The sequence below is a fragment of the Pseudomonas sp. PF05 genome (genome assembly GCF_056521845.1).
In genome coordinates, this window is sequence record NZ_JBWLPW010000019.1 from 50,330 (window position 1) to 76,756 (window position 26,427).

General features: G+C 60.6%; 26 protein-coding genes. 7 read left to right on the forward strand and 19 right to left on the reverse strand.

The window, feature by feature from the left end; all coding sequences use genetic code 11:
* Positions 1-31 precede the first annotated feature (31 nt).
* The gene (rsmI, locus tag AC09SL_RS24955; RefSeq protein ID WP_165826006.1) at positions 32-937 is read right to left on the reverse strand and encodes a 16S rRNA (cytidine(1402)-2'-O)-methyltransferase; all 906 of its coding nucleotides are present in this window, start codon (positions 935-937) and stop codon (positions 32-34) included.
* 330 nt (positions 938-1,267) lie between these two features.
* Between rsmI and AC09SL_RS24960 the strand changes: the two genes are divergently transcribed.
* The 4 genes from AC09SL_RS24960 to AC09SL_RS24975 all read left to right on the forward strand — a co-directional run bounded on the left by AC09SL_RS24960 (position 1,268) and on the right by AC09SL_RS24975 (position 4,713).
* Entirely contained in the window at positions 1,268-3,079 is a 1,812-nt protein-coding gene (locus AC09SL_RS24960; protein WP_064106952.1) for a penicillin-binding protein activator, read from the forward strand.
* Entirely contained in the window at positions 3,079-3,441 is a 363-nt protein-coding gene (locus tag AC09SL_RS24965) for a YraN family protein (RefSeq protein ID WP_058545587.1), read from the forward strand. The genes AC09SL_RS24960 and AC09SL_RS24965 overlap by 1 nt, the downstream gene beginning before the upstream one ends.
* A 103-nt stretch (positions 3,442-3,544) precedes the next feature.
* Complete coding sequence (locus AC09SL_RS24970) at positions 3,545-4,138, forward strand: phosphoheptose isomerase (RefSeq protein ID WP_007928463.1); 594 nt, start codon at positions 3,545-3,547, stop codon at positions 4,136-4,138.
* Positions 4,135-4,713: a BON domain-containing protein gene (locus tag AC09SL_RS24975; RefSeq protein WP_003178201.1), complete on the forward strand. Its 579-nt coding sequence runs from the start codon at positions 4,135-4,137 to the stop codon at positions 4,711-4,713. Before AC09SL_RS24970 ends, AC09SL_RS24975 begins: the two co-directional genes overlap by 4 nt.
* A gap of 1,011 nt (positions 4,714-5,724) precedes the next feature.
* Here AC09SL_RS24975 and AC09SL_RS24980 read toward each other — a convergent pair.
* The 7 genes from AC09SL_RS24980 to rplM all read right to left on the reverse strand — a co-directional run bounded on the left by AC09SL_RS24980 (position 5,725) and on the right by rplM (position 10,599).
* Complete coding sequence (locus tag AC09SL_RS24980; RefSeq protein WP_058545586.1) at positions 5,725-6,138, reverse strand: ClpXP protease specificity-enhancing factor; 414 nt, start codon at positions 6,136-6,138, stop codon at positions 5,725-5,727.
* Between the two features lie 16 nt (positions 6,139-6,154).
* A complete protein-coding gene (locus AC09SL_RS24985; RefSeq protein ID WP_003178195.1) occupies positions 6,155-6,772 on the reverse strand; it encodes a glutathione S-transferase N-terminal domain-containing protein in 618 nt (205 codons plus the stop codon).
* Positions 6,773-6,923: 151 nt separating this feature from the next.
* Positions 6,924-7,703, reverse strand: coding sequence for a cytochrome c1 (locus tag AC09SL_RS24990; protein ID WP_058545585.1), 780 nt, complete (start codon positions 7,701-7,703; stop codon positions 6,924-6,926).
* On the reverse strand, positions 7,703-8,914 hold the full coding sequence (locus AC09SL_RS24995) for a cytochrome b (protein ID WP_058545584.1): 1,212 nt from the start codon (positions 8,912-8,914) through the stop codon (positions 7,703-7,705). Before AC09SL_RS24995 ends, AC09SL_RS24990 begins: the two co-directional genes overlap by 1 nt.
* On the reverse strand, positions 8,914-9,507 hold the full coding sequence (gene petA / locus AC09SL_RS25000; protein ID WP_058545583.1) for a ubiquinol-cytochrome c reductase iron-sulfur subunit: 594 nt from the start codon (positions 9,505-9,507) through the stop codon (positions 8,914-8,916). The genes AC09SL_RS24995 and petA overlap by 1 nt, the downstream gene beginning before the upstream one ends.
* 256 nt (positions 9,508-9,763) lie before the next feature.
* Positions 9,764-10,156, reverse strand: a complete 393-nt coding sequence (gene rpsI, locus AC09SL_RS25005; protein WP_003205364.1) for a 30S ribosomal protein S9 — start codon at positions 10,154-10,156, stop codon at positions 9,764-9,766.
* A gap of 14 nt (positions 10,157-10,170) precedes the next feature.
* The gene (gene rplM / locus AC09SL_RS25010) at positions 10,171-10,599 is read right to left on the reverse strand and encodes a 50S ribosomal protein L13 (RefSeq protein WP_003205365.1); all 429 of its coding nucleotides are present in this window, start codon (positions 10,597-10,599) and stop codon (positions 10,171-10,173) included.
* Between the two features lie 245 nt (positions 10,600-10,844).
* Between rplM and AC09SL_RS25015 the strand changes: the two genes are divergently transcribed.
* The gene (locus AC09SL_RS25015; protein ID WP_058545582.1) at positions 10,845-11,885 is read left to right on the forward strand and encodes an NADP(H)-dependent aldo-keto reductase; all 1,041 of its coding nucleotides are present in this window, start codon (positions 10,845-10,847) and stop codon (positions 11,883-11,885) included.
* Between the two features lie 56 nt (positions 11,886-11,941).
* Here AC09SL_RS25015 and AC09SL_RS25020 read toward each other — a convergent pair whose 3' ends face one another.
* Positions 11,942-13,078: an acyl-CoA dehydrogenase family protein gene (locus AC09SL_RS25020; protein WP_003205367.1), complete on the reverse strand. Its 1,137-nt coding sequence runs from the start codon at positions 13,076-13,078 to the stop codon at positions 11,942-11,944.
* Positions 13,079-13,322: 244 nt separating this feature from the next.
* On the opposite strand from AC09SL_RS25020, the gene AC09SL_RS25025 reads away from it, so the two are divergent.
* Positions 13,323-14,219, forward strand: coding sequence for a GlxA family transcriptional regulator (locus AC09SL_RS25025; protein WP_172681420.1), 897 nt, complete (start codon positions 13,323-13,325; stop codon positions 14,217-14,219).
* A 191-nt stretch (positions 14,220-14,410) separates the two neighbouring features.
* Here AC09SL_RS25025 and zapE read toward each other — a convergent pair whose 3' ends face one another.
* The 3 genes from zapE to AC09SL_RS25040 form a co-directional block, all read right to left on the reverse strand.
* Positions 14,411-15,505: a cell division protein ZapE gene (gene zapE / locus AC09SL_RS25030; RefSeq protein WP_058545581.1), complete on the reverse strand. Its 1,095-nt coding sequence runs from the start codon at positions 15,503-15,505 to the stop codon at positions 14,411-14,413.
* A gap of 102 nt (positions 15,506-15,607) precedes the next feature.
* Entirely contained in the window at positions 15,608-16,963 is a 1,356-nt protein-coding gene (locus AC09SL_RS25035; RefSeq protein WP_064106951.1) for a tryptophan--tRNA ligase, read from the reverse strand.
* Positions 16,964-16,987: 24 nt separating this feature from the next.
* Positions 16,988-17,617 carry an alpha/beta hydrolase gene (locus AC09SL_RS25040; protein WP_058543630.1) on the reverse strand — a complete coding sequence of 210 codons (630 nt, stop codon included), beginning with the start codon at positions 17,615-17,617 and terminating at the stop codon, positions 16,988-16,990.
* Positions 17,618-17,764: 147 nt separating this feature from the next.
* Here AC09SL_RS25040 and AC09SL_RS25045 point away from each other — a divergent pair, with 147 nt between their 5' ends.
* Positions 17,765-18,202 carry a Z-ring associated ZapG family protein gene (locus AC09SL_RS25045; protein WP_058543629.1) on the forward strand — a complete coding sequence of 146 codons (438 nt, stop codon included), beginning with the start codon at positions 17,765-17,767 and terminating at the stop codon, positions 18,200-18,202.
* 170 nt (positions 18,203-18,372) lie between these two features.
* On the opposite strand, the gene AC09SL_RS25050 is transcribed toward AC09SL_RS25045, so the two are convergent.
* The 7 genes from AC09SL_RS25050 to eutB all read right to left on the reverse strand — a co-directional run bounded on the left by AC09SL_RS25050 (position 18,373) and on the right by eutB (position 26,348).
* Entirely contained in the window at positions 18,373-19,758 is a 1,386-nt protein-coding gene (locus AC09SL_RS25050) for an aspartate aminotransferase family protein (protein WP_058543628.1), read from the reverse strand.
* Positions 19,755-21,242 carry an NAD-dependent succinate-semialdehyde dehydrogenase gene (locus AC09SL_RS25055; protein WP_058543627.1) on the reverse strand — a complete coding sequence of 496 codons (1,488 nt, stop codon included), beginning with the start codon at positions 21,240-21,242 and terminating at the stop codon, positions 19,755-19,757. The genes AC09SL_RS25050 and AC09SL_RS25055 overlap by 4 nt, the downstream gene beginning before the upstream one ends.
* Positions 21,243-21,372: 130 nt before the next feature.
* Complete coding sequence (locus AC09SL_RS25060) at positions 21,373-21,852, reverse strand: Lrp/AsnC family transcriptional regulator (RefSeq protein WP_058543626.1); 480 nt, start codon at positions 21,850-21,852, stop codon at positions 21,373-21,375.
* Between the two features lie 274 nt (positions 21,853-22,126).
* Positions 22,127-23,128, reverse strand: a complete 1,002-nt coding sequence (doeB, locus tag AC09SL_RS25065) for a N(2)-acetyl-L-2,4-diaminobutanoate deacetylase DoeB (RefSeq protein WP_058543625.1) — start codon at positions 23,126-23,128, stop codon at positions 22,127-22,129.
* Between the two features lie 3 nt (positions 23,129-23,131).
* Positions 23,132-24,322 (reverse strand): ectoine hydrolase DoeA, encoded by a 1,191-nt coding sequence (gene doeA, locus AC09SL_RS25070; protein WP_058543624.1) that lies wholly within the window; start codon positions 24,320-24,322, stop codon positions 23,132-23,134.
* Positions 24,323-24,361: 39 nt separating this feature from the next.
* Positions 24,362-25,354 carry a cyclodeaminase gene (locus tag AC09SL_RS25075; protein ID WP_058543623.1) on the reverse strand — a complete coding sequence of 331 codons (993 nt, stop codon included), beginning with the start codon at positions 25,352-25,354 and terminating at the stop codon, positions 24,362-24,364.
* Between the two features lie 22 nt (positions 25,355-25,376).
* Positions 25,377-26,348 carry a hydroxyectoine utilization dehydratase EutB gene (gene eutB, locus AC09SL_RS25080; RefSeq protein ID WP_058543622.1) on the reverse strand — a complete coding sequence of 324 codons (972 nt, stop codon included), beginning with the start codon at positions 26,346-26,348 and terminating at the stop codon, positions 25,377-25,379.
* Between the last annotated feature and the right edge of the window lie 79 nt (positions 26,349-26,427).

The following is a 26,427-nucleotide window of genomic DNA, read 5'->3' on the forward strand; positions in this document are numbered from 1 at the left end:
AAAAGCCTTTGACCTGCCCCGCACCTTGGTTTCACTGACCTTTCTGTTTTTCCAGCGCGACCTGGTACAGCACATTCTTGCGCTCGCCAGTGATCTGGGCCGCAAGGGCCGCGGCACGCTTGAGTGGCATTTCCTCGAGCAGCAGGTTCAGGATGCGCATCGCTTCGCTGCTGACAGCGTCTTCACTTTCCGGCGCTGTCCACCCAGCCACCAGCACAACACATTCACCGCGCTGCTGGTTGCTGTCGCTTTCGACGAAGGCTCGCAGCTCCGCCAACGGCAACCCCTTGAGGGTTTCAAACGTCTTGGTCAACTCACGAGCCAACAACGCCGGACGCTCAGGGCCGAACACCTGCTCCATGTCTTGCAGGCATTCAAGGATGCGGTGCGGCGCCTCATAGAAGATCAGCGTGCGCGGCTCTTCCTTTATAGCCTCCAGGCGCGCCCGTCGCCCCACCGCCTTGGCCGGCAGGAAACCTTCGAAGATGAAACGGTCCGACGGCAGGCCTGCCGCCGACAGCGCCGCGATCAATGCACAAGCCCCCGGCACCGGCACCACGCTGATGCCCGCTGCCCGAGCCTGACGCACCAGATGATAGCCAGGGTCGGAAATCAGCGGCGTACCGGCATCGGAAATCAGCGCGACGTTATCGCCCGCCAGCAGCCGGGTAATGAAACGACTGCCTTCATCCCGTTCATTGTGTTCGTGACAGGCTGCCAACGGCGTGGAAATGCCGAAATGCTGCAGCAGGCGCTGGGAGTGGCGCGTGTCTTCAGCTGCGATCAACGCAACCTCCTGCAGGATTTTCAGCGCCCGGGCACTGATATCGTCCAGGTTGCCGATGGGCGTCGCCACCACATAAAGCGAGCCGGCAGCGGAATTCAAAGCACCTGGAGCAGTCAAAACGCGCACCTCATGATCGGTAAAAACCGCCATTGTAGCGTGTAGCGGCGGCCTCGGCTGTTCGCGGTAAACTTGCTTGCGCTCATCCGTGCCTGTAGGAGCTGACGAGTGAAGCGAGGCTGCGATCTTTCCCCAGCCACTTGAATCTCAAGCGAAAGATCAAAAGATCGCAGACTGCGCCAGCGCCTACCGAGCCCAGCGGAGGTTTGCGCCCTCGCCACAAAGGCTCAATACCCGGTCTTTTGTGCTACGCCGCACTCTTTGAAATACCTAAATTGATCGATTCACACCACTAACATCGCGCCCCGGCCAGTGCTTGGGTACAATTCGACGCTAATTTGATCTCGTATCAGGAACACTTACATGATCGCTTGCCTGCGGCTGCTCTCCGCCCTCTGCCTCGCCGCCCTCCTGGCGGCCTGCGCCAGCTCGCCCTCGTCCAGCCTTGGCGAACTTCCACGCACCCCGGATGCCAGTATCGAGCAATTGCTCGAACAGGCCACTCAAAGCAAAGACCCGGAAAAAGCCGCCCTGCTGCGCCTGAGCGCTGCCGACCTGGCCTATCGCCAGGGCAACGCCGGCCAGTCCGCACAGATCCTGCAACAAGTGCCGATGGAACAACTCAAGCCCGGCCAGCAGATTTTCGCCAGCACGCTGTCGGCTGAACTGGCGATGACCCGCAACCAACCCAAGGCGGCACTGACCGCCCTGAGCCACCCGAGCCTGCAACACTTGAGCGAAATGCCGGTGGAGCAGCAGGTTCGCACCGGTACCGTCCGCGCCCGCGCCCTGGAGGCCGATGGCCAGACCCTGGCCGCCGCCAAGGAGCGCATTTTCATCGCGCCCTTGCTGGAGAACGACGCCGCGGCGAAAAACCACGAAACCATCTGGTCGTTGATCGCCTCGCTGCCCACCGACCAGCTGCAGCCAAGCGCCAACGACGACCTTGGCGGCTGGCTGAGCCTGGCCCTGGTCGTCAAGACAGCCGGCACCCTGGAACAACAGCAGGCGGCCATCGACCACTGGCGCGAACAGAACCCGAAGCACCCCGCTGCCCTGCAACTGCCGACACCGCTGGTCAAGCTCAAGGAACTGGCGAGCCAGCCGCTGAGCAAGATCGCCCTGCTGCTGCCGCAAAATGGCCAGCTGGCGGCGGTTGCCAGGGCCTTGCGTGAGGGCTTCATGGCCGCGCACTACCAGGCCCAGCAGGCCGGACAGAAGCCGCCAAGCATCCAGTTCTACGACAGCTCCAGCCTGAGCTCCATGGACGAGTTCTATCGCAAGGCCCAGGCCGACGGCGTGCAACTGGTGGTCGGACCGCTGGAAAAACCACTGGTCAAGCAGATCAGCACCCACCCGCAACTGCCGATTACCACCCTGGCTCTGAATTACAGCGAAGGCGAACAAGGGCCATCGCAACTGTTCCAGTTCGGCCTGGCACCCGAGGATGAAGCCCGCGAAGTCTCCCGTCGCGCCCGCGCCGATGGCCTGCATCGCGCTGCCGCCATGGTACCCAAGGGTGAATGGGGCGATCGTGTCCTGAAAGCCTTTAGCCAGGACTGGCAGGCCAATGGCGGCACCATCATCGCAATCGAACGGGTCGACCAGCCGGTGCAACTGGCCCAGCAGATCGCCGACATGTTCCAGCTGCGCCAGAGCGAAGGTCGCGCCAAGAGCCTGCAAAACACCGTCGGCACCACGGTCGCGGCCCAACCGTCCCGTCGCCAGGACATCGAGTTCATCTTCCTGGCCTCGACGCCGCAACAGGCACAGCAGATCAAGCCGACCCTGAACTTCCAGTACGCAGGTGATGTGCCAGTCTACGCGACGTCTTCAGTGTTCAGCGCCAGCGGCGACCAGAACCAGTACAACGACATGAGCGGTATCCGCTTCTGCGAAACCCCGTGGCTGCTCGACGCCAATGACCCGCTGCGCAAGCAAGTCACCGCCCAGTGGCCCCAGGCAGGTGGCAGCCTGGGCCGGTTGTACGCGATGGGGGTAGACGCCTATCGCCTGGCGCCGCGCCTGGGCCAGCTCAAGACGCTGCCGGACAGCCGCATCGAGGGCCTGTCGGGTAGCCTGGCAGTGTCTTCGACCCAGCGTGTACAGCGTCAACTGCCTTGGGCCGAGTTCGTCAACGGCCAAGTGCAGCGTCTACCGGATACCCAGCGCTGATGCCTGACCGATCACGCCAGCAAAGCGGACGGGATGCCGAGGGCCAGGCCCTCGCGCATCTCCAGCAACAAGGCCTGCGGCTGGTGGCGCAGAACTGGTTGTGCAAACGCGGCGAGCTTGATCTGGTCATGCTTGACGGCGATACAGTAGTATTCGTCGAGGTCCGCTACAGAAAAAACACTCAATGGGGTGGCGCGCTCGACAGCATTGACGAGCGCAAGCGCCAGAAGCTGGTTTTCGCCGCGCAGTATTTCCTGCAAAGCGAGCCTCGCTGGGCCGATCATCCCTGCCGCTTCGACGTGGTTGCCATCGACAGCAACGCCGCTCAGTTGAACTGGCTGCAGAACGCCTTCGACAGTTGAGCGCCCATGCCGAGCCGGACACCTTCACATAAACTCTTTTGCTCTTTGCTTTGCGCGCCGCACATGTTTGTGCCGATAAGCCGCGCTACTTAAGGTCACACAGATGGACATGCAATCGCGAATTCGCCAGCTTTTTCAGGCCAGTATCGACACCAAGCAACAGGCGATGGACGTACTTGCACCGCACATCGAGCAAGCCAGCCAAGTGATGGTCAACGCCTTGCTCAACGAGGGCAAGATGCTTTCGTGCGGCAATGGTGGTTCGGCCGGCGACGCCCAGCACTTTTCTTCAGAACTGCTCAACCGCTTCGAGCGCGAACGCCCGAGCCTGCCGGCGATCGCCCTGACCACCGACAGCTCGACAATCACCTCGATCGCCAACGACTACAGCTATAACGAGGTATTCTCCAAACAGATCCGCGCCCTGGGCCAACCCGGCGATGTACTGCTGGCGATTTCCACCAGCGGCAACTCGGCCAATATTATTCAAGCGATCCAGGCCGCACATGATCGCGAAATGATTGTCGTAGCATTGACCGGTCGTGACGGCGGCGGCATGGCGTCCCTGCTATTGCCAGAAGACGTCGAGATCCGCGTACCGGCCAATGTCACCGCACGTATCCAGGAAGTCCACCTGCTGGCGATCCACTGCCTTTGCGACTTGATCGACAGCCAACTGTTCGGGAGTGAAGAATGACCCCTAATCGCCTAGGCCTGCTGGCCCTGACCCTATGCCTCGGCATCAGCGGCTGCACATCGGTGGTTAACGCCAGCCGGGAAAAGCCGATTGAAGATGACCGCGGCACCCGCACGTTCGGCAGCAAAATCGACGACTCCCTGATTGAAACCAAGGTAGGCGTGAACATCGCCAAGGCCGACCCGGACCTGGACAACAACTCGCACATCGTCGTCACCAGTTTCAACGGCGTCGTATTGCTGGCCGGCCAGACTCCACGCGCCGACCTCAAGGCCAAGGCCGAACAGGAAGCCAGCGCCGTGCAACGGGTCAAGACCGTGCATAACGAACTGCAAGTCCTGCAACCTTCCTCGCTGCTGGCACGCCAGAACGATGCCTGGTTGACCACGAAGATCAAGACCCAGATGCTCACCGACGCCAGTATTCCCGGCTCGCGCATCAAGGTTGTGACCGAGAATGGCATTGTCTATTTGCTGGGTCTGTTGACCAAGAAAGAGGCTGCGCAGGCGACTAACCTGGTGCAGGGTGTGTCCGGGGTGCAGAAAATCGTCAAGTTGTTTGAGTACATTGACTGATATAAATGCAGGTACAAGAACGGCGCTTTTTCCTGGAAAGAAAGGCGCCGTTTTTTTATCGCTTCGTTTTGGTTGGTTGGTTCGTTCGTTGGTTGGTGTGTATATCCGTTGCTGCGGTAACGGCCGCTTAGGGTTCCGCCCTGACGGCGGCTCACTTTTGAGAAGCCCGGAAGCCGGCCCAGTCAAAAGTAAGCAAAACGCTCATGCCCCACCACTCGGCACCTCGCCTAGGCTCGGCATGCCTGAACGAAGGCATTGCTCCTTCAGCCAGCGTGGTTAACGGGGCGCCCGAGATCAACGTCCACCACGAGGCGGCCTTAGAGCCGACCTGCTTCTTGATGGGGACCGCGTTTCTCCTGTGGGAAACTGGGCGTATATGAATTTTATGTCTGCTGAAATCCCGTGTGGGAGCGAGCTTGCTCGCGATGGCGGTGGTTCAGTCACATGGATGCTGGGCTTGCCGGCCTCATCGCGAGCAAGCTCGCTCCCACAGGGATTCTGTGCTGGATATAAATTTTGTGTCCGCTGAAGATTGAATGTGGGAGCTTGCTCGCGATGGCGGCGTTACAGTCGATGATGATGTTGGATGTACTGGCCTCTTCGCGAGCAAGCTTTGCTCCCACAGGTCTGACAGGTGTACGACCAGAAGAGCCAGGTCGGCTCTAAGGCCGCCTCGCGGTGGACGTTGATCTCGGCGCCCCGTTAACCACGCTGGCCGAACGCAGGCATTGCGCAGTGGGCACACGGAGCAATGCCGGAGTGAGGGCATGCCGAGCCTAAGCGAGGCACCAAGTGGTGGGGCAAAGCGCTTTTGCTTACTTTTGGCTGGTCCGGCTCCCGGCTCTTCCAAAAGTGAGCCGCTGTAAGAGCGGAACCGCCAGTAGCCATTACCGCAGAAACGGATATACACACCAACCATGACACAAAAAAAATGCCCGCATCTCACGATAGGGGCATTTTCTTAACCAAGTTACCAAGCTTTCAAACAGCCTGTATCTGGCACATATCTAACTACTTCACCACCTTCAAACTCGGCCGCCCACTAGGGCGCGGTGGCTCGTCATCAGGTGGTGGCAAGTCATCATCCGGCTCGAACTCTTCTTCACCATCGAGCGGCGCTTCCAGCTCAAACACCATGCCCTGGCCATTCTCCCGGGCATAAATCCCCAAGATCGCGGCAATAGGCACGTACAGGGTGTGTGGCACACCACCGAAGCGACCTTCGAAGCTGACGGCATCGTTATCCATGTGCAAGTGACGCACAGCGGCTGGCGACACGTTCAAGACAATCTGCCCGTCATTGGCAAAACCCTGCGGCACCTGCACCGATGGATACTCGGCGTTGACCAGCATGTGCGGGGTGCAATCGTTGTCCACAATCCACTCGTAGAGCGCGCGGACCAGATAAGGTCGACTGGAGTTCATAGCGGCTCCCTAAGCCTTAGCGCATGTCGCGTTCGACACCAGACAGACTCGCCTGGAAAGCCTCACGCGCGAATTGGCGCTCCATATAATCAAGCAGCGGCTTGGCAGGCCGCGGCAGTTCGATACCCAGAATTGGCAAACGCCAGAGTATGGGCAATAGGCAGCAATCCACCAGACTTTGTTCCTCACTGAGGAAAAACGGCTTGTCGACGAATAGCGGCGATACGCCAGTCAGGCTTTCACGCAATTCCTTGCGCGCCACGACCCGCGCCGGCTCCTTGGTCCGGGAATCCAGGATCAGATCCACCAACCCGCACCAGTCACGCTGGATGCGATGGATCAGCAAACGGCTGTTGGCACGTGCAACAGGGTACACCGGCAGTAAAGGTGGATGCGGATAACGCTCATCCAGATATTCCATCACCACGGTCGACTCCCACAACGCCAGGTCACGATCGACCAGCGTGGGCAGGCTGCCGTAAGGGTTCACCTCGATCAGCTTCGGCGGCTGACGGCCCGCTTCGACGTAAATGATCTCGGCGCTGACACCCTTCTCTGCCAGTACGATGCGTACCCGGTGGGAATAGTGGTCGGCGGGGTCGGAGTAACAGGCCAACCGATTGGTCACGCCCATGGCGATCCTCCTCGCTTGTTGAAATTATCGAAAAACGGAAAAACGAGCGCGCCCAGAGGGCGTCTCCCGTAACACCTGGCTGACCAGGCTCGTTACATTTCTAGAGACGCCCTTGGGCGCGCACGATTAACAGCAACGGCTTACAGCTTTATCAATGCACGTCTTTCCAGTATTCACGCTTGAGCAGGTAAGCGAATACGAAGAAGAACGCCAGGTACAGCAATACATAGGTACCGATGCGCTGATGCTCCAGCTTCACCGGGTTGGCCGAGTAGGCCAGGAAGGTCACCAGGTTCTTGACCTTCTCGTCGAACTGCTCCGGCGTCAGGCTGCCAGTGTTCGGCACAATGGTCAGCTGATCGCAGGCTTCATGCGTCAAAGCGGTGCCAGTCAGCGGATCGAATTGCTTTTTGCCGTCCTCGACGATCTGAACCTGTTTGCAGCCTACCACTTGGCGCCCTTGGAGGCCGACCAGTACGTTAGGCATGCCGACGTTCGGGAAGACCTTGTTGTTCACGCCCCATGGACGTGCAGGATCTTCGTAGAACGAACGCAGGTAACCATAGAGCCAGTCCGTCCCACGCACACGAGCGACCAGGGTCAGGTCCGGCGGCGCGGCACCGAACCAGGTCTTGGCGTCCGCAGGTTGCATGCCGATCTCCATGTGATCACCGATTTTGGCACCCGTGAATATCAGATGGCTCTGCATGAGATCTGCGGGGATATCCAAATCTTTGGCTACGCGCTCATAGCGCTGGAACTTCGTGCTGTGACAGCCCATGCAATAGTTGGCAAATGTACGCGCACCATCTTGCAAGGCGACCTTATCAGCGACGTCAATTTCAACCTTTTCAAGCTCAGGCTCAAGCGTGTTGGCAAAAGAGACAGCAGGAAGCACAGCCAGAATCAAAACTGCAAATAACTTTTTCATCAGCCAGTCACCCTTTCCGGAACCGGTTTGGTCTTCTCGAGCCTGGTGTAGAACGGCATCAGAATGAAATAGGCGAAATACAGGAACGTGCAGACCTGCGAGAGCAGCGTACGCCCCGGCGTCGGTGCCAGTACCCCGAGCACACCCAGGATCACAAACGAGATGCAGAATACCCAGAGCCAGATCTTGCTCAGCCAGCCTTTGTAGCGCATCGACTTGACCGGACTGCGATCCAGCCACGGCAGGACGAACAGCACGGCGATGGCTGCGCCCATGGCAATAACGCCCATCAGCTTGTCCGGAATTGCCCGAAGGATCGCGTAGAACGGCGTGAAATACCAAACTGGAGCAATATGCGCAGGCGTCTTGAACGCATTCGCCTGCTCGAAGTTCGGCTTCTCCAGGAAATAACCACCCATTTCCGGGAAGAAGAACACGATGGAGCAGAAGATGAACAGGAAGACCACCACGCCGACGATATCTTTCACGGTGTAGTACGGGTGGAAGGCGATGCCATCCAGCGGTACGCCGTTCTCGTCCTTGTGTTTCTTGATGTCCACGCCATCCGGGTTGTTCGAACCGACTTCGTGCAAGGCCAGGATGTGCAACACCACCAGGCCAAGGATCACGATCGGCAGTGCGACCACGTGCAAGGCGAAGAAGCGGTTCAGGGTAATGCCCGAGATCAGGTAGTCACCACGAATCCACTGGGTCAGGTCGTCACCGATGACCGGGATCGCACCGAACAGCGAGATGATCACCTGAGCCCCCCAGTAGGACATCTGGCCCCACGGCAGCAGGTAGCCCATGAAGGCCTCGGCCATCAGCGCCAGGTAGATCAGCATGCCGAAGACCCACACCAGCTCACGAGGCTTCTGGTACGAACCGTAGAGCAGGCCACGGAACATGTGCAGGTAGACCACGATGAAGAACGCCGAAGCGCCGGTGGAGTGCAGCAGACGCAGGATCGAGCCGTACTCGACGTCGCGCATGATGTATTCGACGGAGGCAAACGCTTCTTCGGCCGACGGGGTGTAGCTCATGGTCAGCCAGACACCGGTAACGATCTGGTTGACCAGAACGAGCAGCGCCAGGGAGCCAAAAAAGTAGAAGAAGTTGAAGTTCTTTGGGGCGTAATACTTGCTGAGATGGTCTTCCCACATTTTGGTCGCGGGAAAGCGCGCATCAACCCAATCCATGAATTTGCTCATCACGCTTTCTCCGTATCGACGCCGATGACAATGATGTCGTCGGTCTCATAGGAATGCGGGGGAACTGGCAGGTTCAGAGGTGCAGGCTGCGACTTGTAGACGCGACCGGCCAGGTCATAGTGGGAGCCGTGGCAAGGGCAGAAATAACCACCGACCCAGTCCTTGCCCAAATCAGCAGGGGCCACTTCAGGGCGGAACGTTGGCGAGCAACCCAGATGCGTACAAATTCCGATCAACAGCAGGATTTCCGGCTTGATCGAACGCGTTTCAGGATTGACGTATTCCGGTTGGACCGAGTTCTTGGAGGTCGGGTCGGACAACTGACCCTCGATCTTTTTCAGATTCCCCAGGATTTCCTCTGTACGGCGGACGATGAACACCGGCTGGCCGCGCCACTCAGCAATCATCTGCTGGCCTGGCTCGATCTTGCTGACATTCACTTTCACCGGTGCACCTGCGGCTTTCGCCTTGGCACTGGGAAACCATGACCCCACGAACGGGACCGCAGCCCCCACCGCTCCTGCAGCACCCACCACGGATGTGGCTGCTACCAGGAAGCGACGCCGGCCTGCATTCACGCCGTCATTGCTCATTCAGTCCTCTCCCATCAGCTTTGTGGCCTGTTAGATCAGGCGTCTACTAAGTAAAAATCTGAACTTATAAAAATTTTGCCGAATGGTAATGAAAAGCCCCAATTCTGACAAGGTAATTACCATGCGGCCAAACCGCCAAGCCTTGTAGTATAGGGCCTCTACGAATGTGGCAAGTTGTCACAGAGCAATTCTTTTGCCCATAAAAAAACGCCCAGCTCCGTGAGGAACTGGGCGCCTTTTGAAAGCGGAAGCGAAATTAACGCTTCGAGTACTGCGGACGCTTACGCGCTTTACGCAGACCGACTTTCTTACGTTCAACTTCGCGAGCATCGCGAGTTACGAAGCCGGCTTTGCGCAGAGCACCACGCAGAGTCTCGTCGTAATCCATCAGGGCGCGAGTGATGCCGTGGCGGATTGCGCCAGCCTGACCACTTACACCACCACCGATAACAGTGACGTAGATGTCGAATTTTTCGACGGTCTCGGTCAGTTCCAGCGGCTGACGAACTACCATGCGGGCAGTTTCGCGGCCGAAGAAGTTATCCAGGGAGCGGTTGTTGATGGAGATGTTACCAGTGCCCGGACGCAGGAAAACGCGTGCGGTTGCAGTCTTGCGACGGCCAGTGCCGTAATTTTGAGTCGCCGACATAATGAACTATTCCGTTAAAACTTCAGTTCTTGGGGCTGCTGAGCAGTATGAGGGTGAGCAGCGCCCGCATAAACCTTCAGCTTACGATACATGTCGCGACCCAGTGGGTTCTTAGGCAGCATGCCTTTAACCGCGGTCTCGATCACGCGCTCAGGGGCTTTGGCGATCAGCTTTTCGAAGTTGATCGACTTGATGCCGCCAGGAAAACCGGAGTGGGAGTAGTACATTTTGTCAGTGGTTTTAGCGCCAGTAACACGTACTTGCTCAGCGTTGATCACGACGATGTAGTCACCGGTGTCAACGTGAGGGGTGTACTCAGGCTTGTGCTTGCCACGCAGACGGCTCGCGATTTCGGTGGCCAGACGACCCAGGGTCTGACCAGCAGCGTCGACGACAAACCAGTCGCGCTTTACTGTTTCCGGTTTAGCAGTAAAAGTTTTCATTCTTTATAGCCTCAGGGGCCGCCCTGTAAATTAGACGGCGGATCTTACTGAATAGTGCGTACTTTGACAAGTCAAAGGCAGCCGGATACAGACGCTTTCGGGGGCTCGGGTCGGCGCGTCCGTTCAACGGCAAGATTCTTCGGCGGCGGCGCATCACTTCCACTGCAGAAAGAGGTGCGCAATTATGCAGATTGCGAAAAATTTTTCAACCTGCTTTTATGATTGTTTTGCCCAAGGAGTTCCCGATGGACTATCGCCCGCTAGGCCGTACCGATCTGAACGTAAGTGCCCTGTGCCTCGGAACCATGACCTGGGGTGAGCAGAACAGCGAGGCCGAGGCCTTCGCCCAGATCGAGCGCGCCAAGGGTGCCGGCATCAATTTCATCGACACCGCCGAGATGTACCCGGTGCCACCGAAGGCCGAAACCTACGCCACCACCGAACGCTACATCGGCAATTACTTCAAGAGCCGCGGCGACCGTGCCGACTGGATCCTGGCGAGCAAGATCGCCGGTCCCGGCAATACCATCGACTACATCCGCGACAAGAACCTCAAACACAACCGCCGCCACATCGTCGAAGCCGTGGACGCCAGCCTCAAGCGCCTGCAGACCGACTGGATCGATCTTTACCAGCTGCATTGGCCGGAGCGCAGCACCAACTTCTTTGGTCAACTGGGCTACCAGCACAAGGCCGACGAAACGTTTACCCCGCTGGAGGAGACCCTCGAAGCCCTGGACGAGCAGGTCCGCGCCGGCAAGATCCGCCATATCGGCCTGTCCAACGAAACGCCGTGGGGCACCATGAAATTCCTCGCCCTGGCCGAAGCCCGTGGCTGGCCTCGGGCGGTGTCGATCCAGAACCCGTACAACCTGCTCAACCGCAGCTTCGAGATCGGCCTGTCGGAAATCGCCATTCGCGAACAATGCGGCCTGCTGGCTTACTCGCCACTGGCATTTGGCTTCCTGTCGGGCAAATACGAAAACGGCGCACGGCCAGCCAAGGGTCGCCTGACGCTGTACAGCCGCTTCATGCGCTACTTCAACCCACAATCGGAAGCGGCCTGCAGCCGTTATGTGGCCCTGGCCCGCGAACATGGCCTGGACCCGGCGCAGATGGCCCTGGCGTTCGTCACTCGGCAGCCGTTCGTGACCAGTAACATCATTGGCGCCACCACGCTGGAGCAACTGGACAGCAACATCGCCAGCTTCGACCTGAAACTGTCGGATGAAGTGCTGGCGGGGATCGAGGCGATTCACAAGGATCAACCGAACCCGGCGCCTTGATCCATAGGCCTCATCGCGAGCAAGCTCGCGATAGTGGCCTCAAGCTCACAGCGAATTCAAAGCGACCGCGCAATGATCTCCTTCATGATCTCATTGGTCCCGGCATAGATCCGCTGCACTCGCGCATCCGCCCACGCCCGGGCAATCGGGTATTCCCACATGAAGCCGTAGCCGCCATGCAACTGCACGCATTCGTCGAGCACCTTGCATTGCAGGTCGGTGCCCCAGTACTTGGCCATCGCCGCCGTTGGCACGTCCAGCTTGCCTTGCAGGTGCAATTCCAGGCAGCGGTCGACGAAGACCCGGCCGATCTGGATTTCGGTGGCCATTTCCGCGAGCTTGAAACGGGTGTTCTGGAAGTCCGCGATGGATTTGCCGAACGCCTTGCGCTCGCGCGTGTAGTCCAGCGTCCATTGCAGCGCCGCTTCGGCCGAAGCCAGGCCGCCGATGGCGACAGTCAGGCGCTCCTGGGGGAGTTCCTGCATCAAGTAGGCGAAGCCCATTCCGGCCTGTCCCAGCAGGTTCTCCTTCGGCACGCGGACGTCCTGGAAGAACAGTTCCGACGTGTCCTGGGCCTTCATGCCGACTTTTTCCAGGCGCTTGCCCTTTTCAAAGCCCGGCGTACCCGCCTCCACCAGGAACAGGCTGGTGCCCTTGGCGCCGGCCTTCGGATCGGTCTTGGCGACCACGATCACCAGGTCTGCCAGGAAACCATTGGTGATGAAGGTCTTCGAGCCGTTGATGACATATTCATCACCGTCCAGCACCGCCGTGGTCTTCACCCCTTGAAGATCGGAACCGGCGCCCGGCTCGGTCATGGCGATGGCCGTGACCATTTCACCAGACACCAGCTTCGGCAGGTACTTGTGTTTCAGCGCTTCGCTGCCGTAATGCAGGATGTACGGTGCGACGATGTCGGAATGCAGCGAAAAACCGATCCCCGTCAGCCCGAGGCGCCCGATCTCCTCGATCACCACCGTGCTGTAGAGAAAATCGGCATCCAGCCCCCCATAGGCCTCTGGAAGGTGCGAGCACAACATGCCCGCCTCCCCTGCTTTGTTCCAGAGCTGGCGATCGACATGCCCCTGTTTTTCCCATTGGCTGTGGTACGGCACGGCTTCTTTTTCAAGGAAGGTTCGTACGCTGTCGCGAAACAATTCGTGCTCGGGACTGAACAGTGTTCTTGGGATCATGGGGCACCTTTGGTTATTGTTGGGTGTGGTTATCCGACAGAGCCTAAGCCTGCGAGGTACGACAGGACACTGGACACATCCGACAAAAAATAAGACGATCCAGCCGTCTGTTGACCACTTTCCCCTATAAAAATAAAGATGAATTATGTCTATGCACGCCTCCACGCCCTTGCGGCGCGTCAGCATCCTGGCAGTCGACCGGGTCTTCGCCTCCACCCTCATGCAAGCCAAGGATTTTTTCCACCTGGCCAGCCTGCGCTATGGCAAACAACTGGGCCACGGCCTGACGCCGGCGTTTGAAACCCGGCTGGTCAGCCCCGATGGCAAGCCGGTGAACAGCTTCAGCGATGTGATCATGCCGGTGGACGGCGGCCTGGAAAACACCGACGTCATCATCCTGCCAGCCTTCTGGGATGATTTCGCCACCCTCTGCCAACGTTATCCCCAGGTCCTGCCCTGGCTGCGCGAACAACACGCGCGCGGCGCAGTACTGTGCGGCGAGGCCACCGGGGTGTTCTGGCTGGCCGAGGCCGGGTTGCTCGACGGCAAGGAAGCCACCACCTACTGGCGCTTCTTCAATGCCTTCAAGGAGCGCTTTCCCCAGGTATACCTGAACCAGGACAAGCACCTGACCGACGCCGACAACCTGTTCTGCGCCGGCGGCACGACCTCAGCCTGCGACCTCTACATTTACCTCATCGAACGCTTCTGTGGCGCCAACGTCGCCCAAGCCGTGGCGCGGGACATCCTGTATGAGGTGCAACGCAGCTATTCGCCAGGACGGATCGGCTTCGGCGGGCAGAAATTGCACCAGGACGTGATCATCCTGCAGATCCAGCAATGGCTCGAAGAGCACTTCGCCGACAAATTCCGCTTCGAAGACGTCGCCCGTGAACACGGCATGAGCATCCGTAATTTCATGCGCCGCTTCCAGACCGCCACGGGTGACAAGCCGCTGCATTACCTGCAACGGCTGCGGATCGAAACCGCCAAGGGCCTGCTCTCCGGCAGCCGCAAGAGCATCAAGACCATCAGCTATGAAGTCGGCTACGACGATGCGAGCTTTTTCGCCCGGCTGTTCCGCCAACATACCGACCTGTCGCCGAACCAGTATCGGCAGCAGTTTCAACAGGCGGCGTGAACCGGAGCTGAATGCAATCCAGTGTGGGAGCGGGCTTGCTCGCGAAAGCGGTGGGCCAACTTGCATCGATGCTGAACATGCCGCCCTCTTCGCGAGCAAGCCCGCTCCCACAGGGTTGTGCAGTGGGCTGCTAAATTTCGCACAAAAAAAAGGCCTGCAATCGCAGGCCTTTTTTGGTGTTCCGAATTTCCCTACGGCTTATGCGCCCGTGCCAGGAATTCGTGGGACTGCATCTCCAGCAAGCGACTCAAGGTCCGCTGGAATTCGAAGGTCAGGCGACCGCCGGTGTAGAGGTCCTTGAGTTCGACTTCAGCCGAGATGATCAGCTTCACGTTACGGTCGTAGAACTCGTCGACCATGTTGATGAAGCGACGGGCGATGTCGTCGGTGGTGACGCTCATCTGCTCGACACCGCTGAGCAGCACGGCGTGGAAGATCTTGCCCAGTTCGATGTAGTCGTTCTGGCTGCGTGGGCCGTCGCACAGTTCGCGGAAGTCGAACCAGGCCACGTCATCGCAAGTACGCACGGCGCGGATTTCGCGATTTTCGATGACCAATACATCATTTTCCACGGCCTGGGTGCATTCCGGCGTCAGGGCGCGGAAGCTCTTGCGCAGGCTCTCCTCGGCAGCGGCATCCAACGGAAAGTGGAACAGCTCCGCTTGTTCGAGGTGACGCAGGCGGTAGTCGACGCCGCTGTCGACGTTGACGATTTCAGTGTGTTCCTTGATCAGCGCGATGGCCGGCAGGAAACGCGCCCGCTGCAGGCCGTCCTTGTACAGGCCGTCCGGCACGATGTTCGAGGTGGCGACCAGGGTCACGCCGTTCTTGAACAGCTCTTCCATCAAGGTGCCCAGGATCATGGCGTCGGTGATGTCGGAAACGAAAAACTCATCGAAGCAGATCACCCGTGTTTCGTCGGAAAAACGCTTGGCGATGATGGTCAGCGGGTTCTTCTCGCCGCCCAGGGTCTTCATTTCCTCGTGCACGCGCTTCATGAAGCGGTGGAAGTGCGTTCGTGTCTTCTCCTTGAACGGCAACGCTTCGAAGAAGGTGTCCACCAGGTAGGTCTTGCCACGGCCCACGCCGCCCCAGAAATACAGGCCCCTGACCGGAGCCTGGTCTTTTTTGCCGAACAGTTTGCCCAACAGGCCGGGCTTGTTGTTCGACGCCGCGACCAGGTCATCGTACAGGCGCTGCAAGTGCCGCACCGCCGTTTCCTGGGCTGCGTCGTGGAAGAACTCCGGGCGTTTCAGATCAGCTTGATATCGTTCTAGGGGCGTCATATTCGTTAGCAAGGCAACAAAAACGGGCCGTCACTGTAGCGACGGCCCAGAGGAATGGCAATCGGCCCGTATTCGGGCCGATGGTCGGGTGACGCGCCGGGATCAGTCCTGGGCAGGCGTCAGGGCAACGCGCAACGCATCGACGGCGGCATCCCGGGCGGTGCTGTCGGCGAAGGCTGGGCTGTTCGCCACGCACTCGCCGTCGAGCCAGACGCTGAAACCCAGGTCGTCGCTTCGTACATCCAGCGGCTGGCCGGCTTGCAGTTGTTTGGTCACCTGACCGGCAGCCTTGCCGTCGGCAAAGTTGCGCGACAGCAACAGTTGCTCGCCGTCGGCGGCCAGCAGGCGGAAGCGGAAACTGCCGTCGTCTTCGCGGAAGCTGACGAAGCGGGCAGCCTTGGCGGCTTTCTTCTTGGTGCTGGCGGCTACCTGGACCTGGCTGACAAACGAACGCAGGCCAACGGCCTCGCGCAGTTCGTTGAGGAACGGCGTTGCCACGGCCCGGGCTTTTTTCGCGCCCAGTTGCAGGATGTCTTCAAGGTCCGATGGACGCTCGATGAACTGGTGATAACGCTCACGCGCTTCACCCAGCTCGCTGTCGAGCAACTGGAACAGGCGGTTCTTGGCTTCGCCCCAACCCAGGCCTTGCAGCAGTTCGCTGCGAAACTCCGCGGACTGTTCGGCGGTGGCGAAGGCCTGGAACAGGGTGAACAGGTGCGAATTGTCCGGATCCTTGGCTTCGCCCGGGGCGCGGGAATCGGTGACGATCCGTGAGATCGCATCCTTCATGTCCTTGGCGCTGCTGAACAACGGGATGGTGTTGTCGTAGCTCTTGGACATCTTGCGGCCGTCGAGGCCCGGCAGCGTGGCGACGCTTTCTTCGATCAGCGCCTCGGGCATGGTGAAGAACTCCTTGCCCTGGCCGAACAGGTGGTTGAAGCGCTGGCCGATGTCGCGGGCCATTTCCACGTGCTGGATCTGGTCACGACCGACCGGCACCTTGTGGGCGTTGAACATCAGGATGTCGGCGGCCATCAATACCGGGTAGCTGTACAGCCCCATGGTGATGCCGGCGTCCGGGTCTTCACCGGCCTCGACGTTCTTGTCCACCGAGGCCTTGTAGGCGTGGGCACGGTTGAGCAGGCCCTTGGCGGCGACGCAGGTCAGCAGCCAGGTCAGCTCCGGGATCTCGGGAATATCGGACTGGCGATAGAACGTCACGCGGTCCACGTCCAGGCCGCCGGCCAGCCAAGTGGCGGCGATTTCCAGGCGCGAGCGCTGGATACGCAGCGGGTCATCGCACTTGATCAGGGCGTGGTAGTCGGCCAGGAAGTAGAACGAATCGGCGTTGCTGTCGCGGCTGGCGAGGATCGCCGGACGGATGGCGCCGGCATAGTTGCCCAGGTGCGGGGTGCCGGTGGTGGTGATGCCAGTCAGGATACGGGTACGCGTCGTCATGGGTTATCGCTTGTCAGACTGCTGTCAATTCGAGAGGCGAGGCAGGATCAGATCCTTGAGATCAGTCAGCTTGCCATGAAAAAAGTGTCCGCATTCTGCCACTTTCAGCAGCTCATGGGGGCGTTGGAGCGTGTCAGACCATTCGTAAACCAGCTGCGGATCGACTACTTCGTCGGTTTCCGGCTGGATCACAGTCAGCTCGCCACCGGTCGGCAAGGGCGATTGCTCGTCCAGGCGCATCACCGCCGGGGCCACCATGAACAGATGCTTGACCGGCTGACCCTGGGCTTCCAGACGCCCACCCAGGCTGGCGGCGACGAAGCCACCGAAGGAAAAACCGAACAGGGTCAGGGGCAATTGCGGGTATTTTTCATGCAGCCATTGGGCGACAGCCTGGGCATCGTCCACTTCGCCGGTGCCCATGTCATGATTGCCGGCACTGGCACCCACGCCACGATAATTGAAACGCAACGTAACCAGGCCAGCATCACGGGCAGTACGTTGCAAGGTCGAGACGACTTTGTTGAGCATGGTCCCGCCCTGCACCGGGTTCGGGTGGCAGATCAGCGCCAGGCCACGGGGGGCCTCGTTGTCCAGGTACAAGGCTTCCAGTTGGCCCACCGGGCCATCGATGACTACAGGGGTTTCGCGCATAAGCAAGGGAAAGAACTCCGTGACCTCGAATTGGGTCGACTCGTCTAGCTAAAGTCTGTGCCTGGCATGATTGCGATGTTCTTCGCGGTATACAGCGCAGGTCCGAGCCGTTAACGTAAAGCAAAGCCGTTTATAGAGGAAGGACTCGTGGAACACTCGCTCTTAGTTTGGTTGTTGCCGACTCTTGCCCTGGTTGCCGGTGTCGCCATTGGATTCCTGCTTGCCCGACTGCTGCCCAACGCGGTGCCCAACAGCACCCAACGTCAGCTGGACGACATTCAGGAACGTTTCGACAGTTATCAGAATGAAGTGGTCACCCACTTCAACAGCACCGCTTCTCTGGTGAAAAAACTCACCCAGAGCTACCAGGACGTCCAGGATCATTTGTCCGAGGGTGCCAATCGCCTGGCCCTGGACGAGCAGACTCGCCAGCGCCTGCTGGCCGCCCTGCAAGCCGATGCGGCACAGACTCCACGGGAACGCCTGACCCCACCAAAAGGGCTTCAGGAACCGCCGCGGGACTATGCCCCCAAGGCCCCGAATTCGCCCGGCATGCTCGATGAGCATTACGGTTTGAAGAAGTAATCGCCAAGCAACAACCAAAAGCCCGCCCGATCACATGATCGGGCGGGCTTTTTATTGGCTCAAGAAAATCCCCTGTGGGAGCGAGCTTGCTCGCGATGACGCCGGCACATCCAACATTACCGGTTCAGACAGACCGCTTTCGCGAGCAAGCTCCCACATTTAAAGCGGGCTTAAGCCAACACCTCACCCGCCACCTGATCGATAGCCCCTTTGGTGATGTCGACGATCAGGTCCGCGTCTTCGCGGGTCAGGATCAGTGGCGGGGCGAAGCCCAGGATGTCGCCGTGGGGCATGGCGCGGGCGATCATGCCGCGTTCCAGGCAGGCGGCGGAGACCTTCGGGCCGACTTTGAGTGCCGGGTCGAACGCCGTGCGCTGTTCACGGTCGGCCATGAATTCCACCGCTGCCAGCATGCCGTCACCGCGCACCTCGCCCACCAGCGGATGCCCCTCAAGGGTTTCACGCAGGCGACGATTCAGGTAGCCGCCAACATCCTCGGCGTTGGCCGTGAGGTTTTCCCGCTCAAGGATGTCGAGGTTCGCCAGTGCCGCCGCCGCGCAAATCGGATGCCCGGAATAGGTCCAGCCATGGCCCATGGCCCCTTCGGTCTGGGAAGCTTTTTCAATCACGCTCCAGACCTTTTCGCCGATAATCACCGCCGACAAGGGAGCATAGGCACTGGTCAGGCCTTTGGCGGTGGTGATCAGGTCCGGCTTCATGCCGTAGCGCTGGCTGCCCATCTTCGAACCCAGGCGACCGAATGCGCAGACCACTTCATCGGCAATCAGCAGCACGTCGTATTTTTTCAGCACGGCCTGGATCGCATCCCAATAACCGGCGGGGGGAACGATGATGCCGCCGGTGCCCATCAACGGTTCACCAATGAACGCCGCCACGGTGTCCGGGCCTTCGGCGAGGATCATTTTTTCCAGCTCATCGGCGCAATAGCGCACGAAGGCCGCTTCGTCCATGCCCGCCGGGGCCTTGCGATACCAGTGTGGGCACACGGTGTGCTTGACCCCTTCCACCGGCAGATCGAAATGCTGGTGGAAGGTCGCCAGCCCCGTGAGGCTGCCGGTCATGATGCCCGAGCCATGGTAGCCACGGTCCCGTGAAATGATTTTCTTCTTCAGCGGCCGGCCCAGTACGTTGTTGTAATAGCGCACCAGCTTGACCTGGGTTTCGTTGGCATCGGAGCCGGACAAACCGTAATAAACCTTCTTCATCCCCTCCGGCGCCCAGTCCATGATGCGACTGGACAGCTCGATGATCGCCTCGCTCGAGTGGCCGACGTAGGTGTGGTAGTAGGCCAGTTCCTTGGCCTGCTTGTAGATGGCGTCCGCCACTTCCGTGCGCCCATAACCAATGTTCACGCAATAGAGGCCGGCAAAGGCATCGATGAACTCACGGCCTTCATGGTCGCGAATGCGAATGCCTGACGCACTCTTGATGATCCGGCCCTTGAGCGCGCCACTGGCGTGGTCGTGAGCGTGGGTCGAGGGGTGCATGAAATGCGCACGGTCTTGTTCGAACAGCGTGTTGAGTTCTTGGCTCATGCGGGCTCTCCTGGGAACTGGCCTTGATGGTGCAGGCAAAAATATTTGGTTTCGACAAAGGGCTCGAAGCCCTCGCTGCCACCCTCGCGACCGAGGCCCGAGGCTTTCATGCCACCGAAGGGGATCGGGTGGCCGGTGAACTTGACGCCGTTGACCGCGACCATGGCATGGTCGAGACGGCGGATCAGCGGATAAATGACGTCCAGGCGGTTGGAACAAATATAGGCCGCCAGACCGTATTCGGTGTCGTTGGCCATGTCGATGGCCTCGTCCAGGGTGTCGAACGGCATCACCCCGGCAATGGGCGCGAAGTTTTCTTCACGGTAGATGCGCATCTGCGGCGTGACGTCGGCCAGCACCGTGGGCTGATAAAATAATCCGCCCAAGGCATGGGCCTCACCACCCACCAGGCGCTGAGCGCCAAGGGCCAGCGCATCGGCGACGCGGTCGGCGGTCGCATCGAATGCCGCCTGATGCATCAACGGCCCGACCTCCACGTCCTGCTCCTGTTGATCGACCATCGCCGGCCCGACGCGCAAGGCGCGCACCGCGGCGGCGAAACGACTGAGGAACGCCTGGTACACCGGGCGTTGCACCATGATTCGGTTGGCCGCACAGCAGTCCTGCCCCGAAGTCTGGAACTTTGCCTCCACGGCGACTTTCACCGCCAAGGCCAGGTCGGCATCGGCGCAGACAATGAACGGCGCGTTGCCGCCCAACTCCAGCGCGACTTTCTTCACGTCATGGGCAGCCGCTTGCAGCACCAATTTGCCGACCCGGGTCGAGCCGGTGAAGCTCACCGAGCGGACGCGACGATCCTTGACCAGGGTTTGCATGGCCATTTGCGGCTCGCCCAATACCACGTTGAAGACCCCGGCGGGAAAACCGGCTTCCTCGGCCAATTGCGCCAGCGCCAAAGCCGAGTACGGCGTTTCGTGGGCCGGCTTGACCACCACGGTGCAACCGGCGGCCAGGGCAGCGGCGGCCTTGCGGGTGATCATCGCCGACGGGAAATTCCACGGAGTAAGCAGCGCGCAGACGCCCACTGGTTCCTTGATCGTCCCCAGGTGCGCATTCGGGATATGGCTGGGGATGTTCTGACCGTACAGGCGCCGGGCCTCTTCGGCGAACCATGGGATAAAGCTCGCCGCATAAGCGATTTCGCCACGGGACTCGGCCAACGGCTTGCCCTGCTCCAGACTGAGAATGCGCGCGAGGTCTTCGCTATGTTCGGTGATCAATGCTGCCCAGCGCCGTAGCAGTGCGCCCCGGGTCTCCAGGCTCTGCTCGCGCCACGCCGGGAATGCGCGATGCGCCGCGTCCACCGCCGCGACGATCTGCGGCTGATCCAGCATCGGCACATGGCCGATGACGGTGCGGGTGGCAGGGTTGTGGACGGCCACACTGTGGCCGCTGTCGCTGTGGACCCAATGGCCGTCGATGTAGCAAAGCGCTTTGAACAGCAGCGGATGCTGGTAAGGCATGACGTTCACTCCAGAGCGTGTGCGTGAATCCATGCTAGGGCAGCGGCGCTTGGGGAATTGGGGGTTTACCGTGGGTCAAACCCTGGTTTTTTTCTGAATCGAGGGCAGCAAACCGAGTTTTCTGCGGTGCTCACGACGGCTCGGACAACTCCGCCGGCAAGGCGCCGCTGGTCTTGATGGTCTTGGTGACGATGTAGGTGAAGTAGCGTTCGATGCCGAGGTCTTCGAGCAGCAGTTGGTCGACGAAACGCTGATAGGCATCGACGTCTGGCGCCTGGATCATCGCCAGGTAATCCACACCGCCGCCGGTGGCGTAACAGAACGCCACTTCTGGCGCGGCGATCATGCGTTGCTCGAAACGGCGCATGTCCTGGGCGGTGTGCCGGGCCAGGGTGATTTCCACCAGCACCTGCTGACGCTTGAACACCGCGCCCCAATCGATCTGCGCCCGATAGCCGATGATCAGGCCCGCAGCTTCGAGCTTGCGCACCCGCTCCCAGGCCGGCGTCACCGACAGGTTGATGGCCTCGGCCAGGCTCGACTTGGTAATCCGCCCGTCCTCGGCGAGGATCTGCAGGATCTTGAGGTCATAGCGATCAAGCTTGTGCATGGGCCGTGGCTCTCCAGGCAATTCAGAAAATCACACCTCCCGTGTGGCAAGGAAGCTTGCTCCCGCTGGGTCTGCAGGAGCTGTGTGGAGCTGTGTGGAGCTGTGAGCTGTGAGCTGTGTAGGAGCTGTGTAGGAGCTGTCGAGTGCAACGAGGCTGCGATCTTTCCCCTGACGCTTGAGTCTCAAGCGAAAGATCAAAAGATCAAAAGATCGCAGGCTTCGCCAGCTCCTACAAAGCTCCCTCGCCACAGGGTGGTGTGTCAGTTGAGGTTTATCACGCCAACACATCCGCAATCACCGCCAGCGTATCGCCGCACTGCACCAACCCGGGAAAGTGCCGGGCCGCCAGCAGGCCGCTGCGGGCCGCGCGGTATTCGACCGGGGCGACGCCGCTGCGGGTGGCGTCGTAGATGCGCGCGACCACCTCGCCCCCGGTCACGTGCTCCCCCAGGTCGCGGCACATTTCCAGCAAGCCGTCGTGTTCGCTGGCGATGAAACAACTGGCGTCCGGCATGTCGAGCACCAGCGAGGGCTGCAACTCGATCGTGCCCCGCAGGATGCCGGCATGGATCAACAGGTTGCGCACCCCACGCTCGGCAATCGCCACGCTGCGGGCGGTCGACGAACCGCCGCCGCCCAGTTCGGTGGTGACGAACACCTTGCCCTGGGACTCGGCCGCCGTGTCGTACATCGCCCCGGCGTCCAACTCCAGCATGCGCATGCAATACGGCGCGTTGAACGCCAGCATCCCGGCCTCGCAGCGCGCTTGCTGCTGCTTGTCCGGCAAGACGTGGCAGGCGGCAAACGGCAGGAAATCCAGGGTTCGGCCGCCGGAATGAATGTCCAGGACAATGTCGGCCAAGGGCAGCAGCGTGCGATTGAAATAGTCAGCGATTTTCTCGGTGACGGTGCCGTCCGGCCTGCCGGGAAAACTGCGGTTCAGGTTGCCCTTGTCGATGGGCGAAGTCCGGCGCCCGGCATGGAAGGCCGGGGTGTTCATGAACGGCACGATGATCACCCGCCCGCTCACGTCTTCAGCCGTCAGTTGCTGCGCCAGCTTGCTCAGGGCCACCGGGCCTTCGTATTCGTCACCGTGGTTGCCACCGCTGAGCAGCGCCGTCGGGCCGCTGCCGCGCTGGATGACGGTGATGGGAATCATCACAGCGCCCCAGGCCGAATCGTCCCGCGAATGCGGCAGTTTGAGAAAACCGTGCTGCACGCCCTCGCGGGTAAAGTCGACCGTGGCGCTGATGGGATTGTTGGGCAAGTCGGGCATGGCTCAATCCTTCACGAACAATTGACGAGGCACGTTGCACAGCGTCTCGACGCCGGTCTCGGTGATCAGGATGCTTTCGGTGATCTCCAGGCCCCAATCGTCCATCCACAGCCCCGGCATGAAATGGAAGGTCATGCCCGGTTGCAACACGCTGTTGTCACCGGGGCGCAAGCTCATGGTGCGCTCGCCCCAATCCGGCGGATAACTGATCCCGATGGGGTAGCCACAACGGCTGTCCTTGTGGATGCCGAATTTCTCCAGCACCTTGAAAAACGCCACGGCAATGTCGCCAGTGGTGTTGCCCGGCTTGGCTGCATCCAGACCGGCGGCGATGCCCTCGACCACGGCTTTTTCGCCGTCGAGGAAATGTTGCGGCGGCTTGCCCAGGTAAATGGTGCGCGACAGCGGGCAGTGGTAACGCTTGTAGCAACCGGCGATTTCAAAGAAGGTGCCTGCGCCCTTCTCGAAGGGTGAATCGTCCCAGGTCAGGTGCGGCGCGCTGGCGTCGGCACCGGTGGGCAACAGCGGCACGATGGCCGGGTAGTCGCCGCCATGGCCGTCGGCACCGAGGATGCCGCTGCTGTAGATCTCGGCCACCAGTTCGTTCTTGCGCATGCCCGGCTCGATCCGTTCCAGGATCCGGCTGTGCATGTTCTCGACGATGCGCGCGGCGATGCGCATGTAGGCGATTTCCTGGGGCGACTTGACCGCCCGCTGCCAGTTCACCAGGCCCGCCGCATCCATCAGTTTCGCTTCGGGCAAATGCTTTTGCAGCGACAGGTACGCGGCGGCGCTGAAGTAATAGTTGTCCATCTCCACGCCGATGGTCAGCGCGCCCCAGCCACGGGCGATGATCACCTCGCGGGACAGGTAGTCCATGGGGTGGCGCTCGCGGGACTGCACGTAGATGTCCGGGTAGCCGACGATGTTGTCGGCCTGCATGAACACCGTGCGCTTGGCACCATTGGCATCCTGGCCGCGACCGAACCACACGGGCTCGCCCTCCAGTGCCAGCAACACACACTGGTGCACATAGAACGACCACCCGTCATAGCCGGTGAGCCAGGCCATGTTCGACGGATCGGTGACCAGCAGCAGCTCCAGGCCCTGGGCCTGCATGGCCGCGCGAACCTTTGCCAGGCGCTGGGCATATTCCTCCCGTTTAAACGGAAGATTGACGACGATCTCTGACATCCACCTACCCTCTGTTCAATGACTCATGAGAAAAATGATCTAGCGGCCGAACGCAAAGCCCTTGCCCGCCGCCCGCGCCCGCTCGAACGCCAGGTTGGCGATGGCGGTGTCCTGGGCGCCGGTGCCGGTCAGGTCGCAAAGCGTCACCTGCGCTTGATCGCTGCGCCCGGGCTGCTGTCCCGCCAGCACCTGTCCCAACTCCATCAACGCCAGGTCGTCGCGAACGGCACCGGCCGCCAGGGCGTGGTGCAGTTCGCCGAGCACGCGGGTCTGGCTCAGGCGATCGGCGACATAGCAGTCGACGGCCGCCAGGGCTTGCGGGGAAATTTCGTTCTTGTGTTCCGCGTCCGAGCCCATCGCCGTGATGTGCAGGCCGGGATGCAAATGGCGGGCTTGGATCAGCGGCTCGCGACTCGGGGTGCAGGTGATGGCGATGTCCACGCCTTCCAGGGCATCGTCAATGGAGGCGCAAGGCGTGACGGCAAGCCCGCTGTCACGCGCCAGCTCCTGACTGAACGCCTTGGCCTTCTGCGCATCGCGCGCCCAGACCCGCACCTCATCGATGGGCCGCACCAGGCGCAGTGCCTGAAGTTGCAACGCCGCCTGCTCGCCGGCGCCGATCAGCGCGACGCTGCGGCTTTGCTCGCGAGACAGGCAACGCGCCGCCACCGCACCCGCTGCAGCGGTGCGCACGGCGGTGAGGTAACCGTTGTCCAACAGCAGTGCTTCCAGCAGGCCCGTGCGCGCCGAGAGCAGCATCATCATGCCGTTGAGGCTGGGCAGGCCGAGCTTGGGGTTATCGAAAAAACCCGGGCTGACCTTGATGGCGAAGCGTTCCAGACCCGGCAGGTAAGCGGTCTTCACATCCACTTCGCCGTTGTGCTCGGGGATGTCCAAGCGCAGGATCGGCGGCATCGCCACGGCGGCGGTGGCCAACAGTACGAAGGCCTGTTCGATGGCGTCGATGCTGGCCAGGTCGAGGGCCACGCAGCTGCGCAGGTCGGCTTCGCTCAATAGGGTGACTTCACTCATGACAGGGCTCCGTTAGGGGTTATCAAGCGTTGGCGCCAGCGATCACGCGGGCATGGTGTTCGGTGTCGACATTGCGCCCGCTGACCACCAGGACAATCGGCCCGCGTGGCGCGATCAAGCCGTCGAGCAGCGCCGCGATGCCCACCACGGCAGCGCCTTCGAGCACCAGGCGTTCATGGTGATAGGCGTGGCGGATGGCATTGGCGATAGAGGCTTCCGAGAGCAGGTGTACGTCATCGCTCAGTTGCCGGGTCATGGCGAAGGTGTAGCGGTTGTCCAGGCCGATGCCGCCACCAAGGGAGTCAGCCAGCGTCGGCAGTTCCTCGATGTCCACGGGCTGACCGGCGGCGAGGCTGGCGTGCATCGCGGCGCCTCGTTCCATGCTGATGCCGTGGACTTGAATCGCTGGGTTGGCACTTTTGAGGGCCAGGGCAACACCGGCGAACAGGCCGCCACCGGATAACGGCACCAGGACCTGGGCCACATCCGGCTGCTGCTCGAGGATCTCCAGGCCGAGGGTGCCCTGCCCGGCGATGATCGCCGGATGGTCAAAGGGCGGCAAAAAGGTCGCGCCCTGCTCCCGGGCGATGCGCTCGGCCTCGCGCTGGGCATCGTCCTGGGACTGGCCGACGATGCACACCTCGGCGCCGAGGTCGCGAATCGCCTGCACCTTGTTGGCCGGCACCAGGTTCGACAGGCAGACAATCGCCTTGACGCCTTGTTGCGAAGCGGCATGGGCCAGTGCCCGACCATGATTGCCGGTCGAAGCCGTCACCACGCCGCGGGCCTTTTGCTCGGCGCTGAGTTGCGCCACCGCATTGCTCGCCCCGCGCAGCTTGAAGCTGCCGGTGATTTGCAGGGCCTCGAGCTTGAGGTACACCGCCACGCCCATCAACCGCGACAAACTCGGGGAATGCTCCATGGGCGTGCGCCTGACCTGCGACTCGATGCGCTGGCGAGCACGGTAGATATCCTGAAGCTGCAACACTGCCATGACTGCGTCCCGAGCTGATGTGTTGGGCGCAGTCTAAGAGGGCTGGATTGTGGTGATGAATGTACTAGGGCAATTTAGT

Coding starts and splice junctions, on each gene's coding strand:
- rsmI (WP_165826006.1), bottom strand. CDS start 937: ATGGCGGTTTTTACCGATCATGAGGTGCGCGTTTTGACTGCTCCAGGT.
- AC09SL_RS24960 (WP_064106952.1), top strand. CDS start 1,268: ATGATCGCTTGCCTGCGGCTGCTCTCCGCCCTCTGCCTCGCCGCCCTC.
- AC09SL_RS24965 (WP_058545587.1), top strand. CDS start 3,079: ATGCCTGACCGATCACGCCAGCAAAGCGGACGGGATGCCGAGGGCCAG.
- AC09SL_RS24970 (WP_007928463.1), top strand. CDS start 3,545: ATGGACATGCAATCGCGAATTCGCCAGCTTTTTCAGGCCAGTATCGAC.
- AC09SL_RS24975 (WP_003178201.1), top strand. CDS start 4,135: ATGACCCCTAATCGCCTAGGCCTGCTGGCCCTGACCCTATGCCTCGGC.
- AC09SL_RS24980 (WP_058545586.1), bottom strand. CDS start 6,138: ATGAACTCCAGTCGACCTTATCTGGTCCGCGCGCTCTACGAGTGGATT.
- AC09SL_RS24985 (WP_003178195.1), bottom strand. CDS start 6,772: ATGGGCGTGACCAATCGGTTGGCCTGTTACTCCGACCCCGCCGACCAC.
- AC09SL_RS24990 (WP_058545585.1), bottom strand. CDS start 7,703: ATGAAAAAGTTATTTGCAGTTTTGATTCTGGCTGTGCTTCCTGCTGTC.
- AC09SL_RS24995 (WP_058545584.1), bottom strand. CDS start 8,914: ATGAGCAAATTCATGGATTGGGTTGATGCGCGCTTTCCCGCGACCAAA.
- petA (WP_058545583.1), bottom strand. CDS start 9,507: ATGAGCAATGACGGCGTGAATGCAGGCCGGCGTCGCTTCCTGGTAGCA.
- rpsI (WP_003205364.1), bottom strand. CDS start 10,156: ATGTCGGCGACTCAAAATTACGGCACTGGCCGTCGCAAGACTGCAACC.
- rplM (WP_003205365.1), bottom strand. CDS start 10,599: ATGAAAACTTTTACTGCTAAACCGGAAACAGTAAAGCGCGACTGGTTT.
- AC09SL_RS25015 (WP_058545582.1), top strand. CDS start 10,845: ATGGACTATCGCCCGCTAGGCCGTACCGATCTGAACGTAAGTGCCCTG.
- AC09SL_RS25020 (WP_003205367.1), bottom strand. CDS start 13,078: ATGATCCCAAGAACACTGTTCAGTCCCGAGCACGAATTGTTTCGCGAC.
- zapE (WP_058545581.1), bottom strand. CDS start 15,505: ATGACGCCCCTAGAACGATATCAAGCTGATCTGAAACGCCCGGAGTTC.
- AC09SL_RS25035 (WP_064106951.1), bottom strand. CDS start 16,963: ATGACGACGCGTACCCGTATCCTGACTGGCATCACCACCACCGGCACC.
- AC09SL_RS25040 (WP_058543630.1), bottom strand. CDS start 17,617: ATGCGCGAAACCCCTGTAGTCATCGATGGCCCGGTGGGCCAACTGGAA.
- AC09SL_RS25050 (WP_058543628.1), bottom strand. CDS start 19,758: ATGAGCCAAGAACTCAACACGCTGTTCGAACAAGACCGTGCGCATTTC.
- AC09SL_RS25055 (WP_058543627.1), bottom strand. CDS start 21,242: ATGCCTTACCAGCATCCGCTGCTGTTCAAAGCGCTTTGCTACATCGAC.
- AC09SL_RS25060 (WP_058543626.1), bottom strand. CDS start 21,852: ATGCACAAGCTTGATCGCTATGACCTCAAGATCCTGCAGATCCTCGCC.
- doeB (WP_058543625.1), bottom strand. CDS start 23,128: ATGCCCGACTTGCCCAACAATCCCATCAGCGCCACGGTCGACTTTACC.
- doeA (WP_058543624.1), bottom strand. CDS start 24,322: ATGTCAGAGATCGTCGTCAATCTTCCGTTTAAACGGGAGGAATATGCC.
- AC09SL_RS25075 (WP_058543623.1), bottom strand. CDS start 25,354: ATGAGTGAAGTCACCCTATTGAGCGAAGCCGACCTGCGCAGCTGCGTG.
- eutB (WP_058543622.1), bottom strand. CDS start 26,348: ATGGCAGTGTTGCAGCTTCAGGATATCTACCGTGCTCGCCAGCGCATC.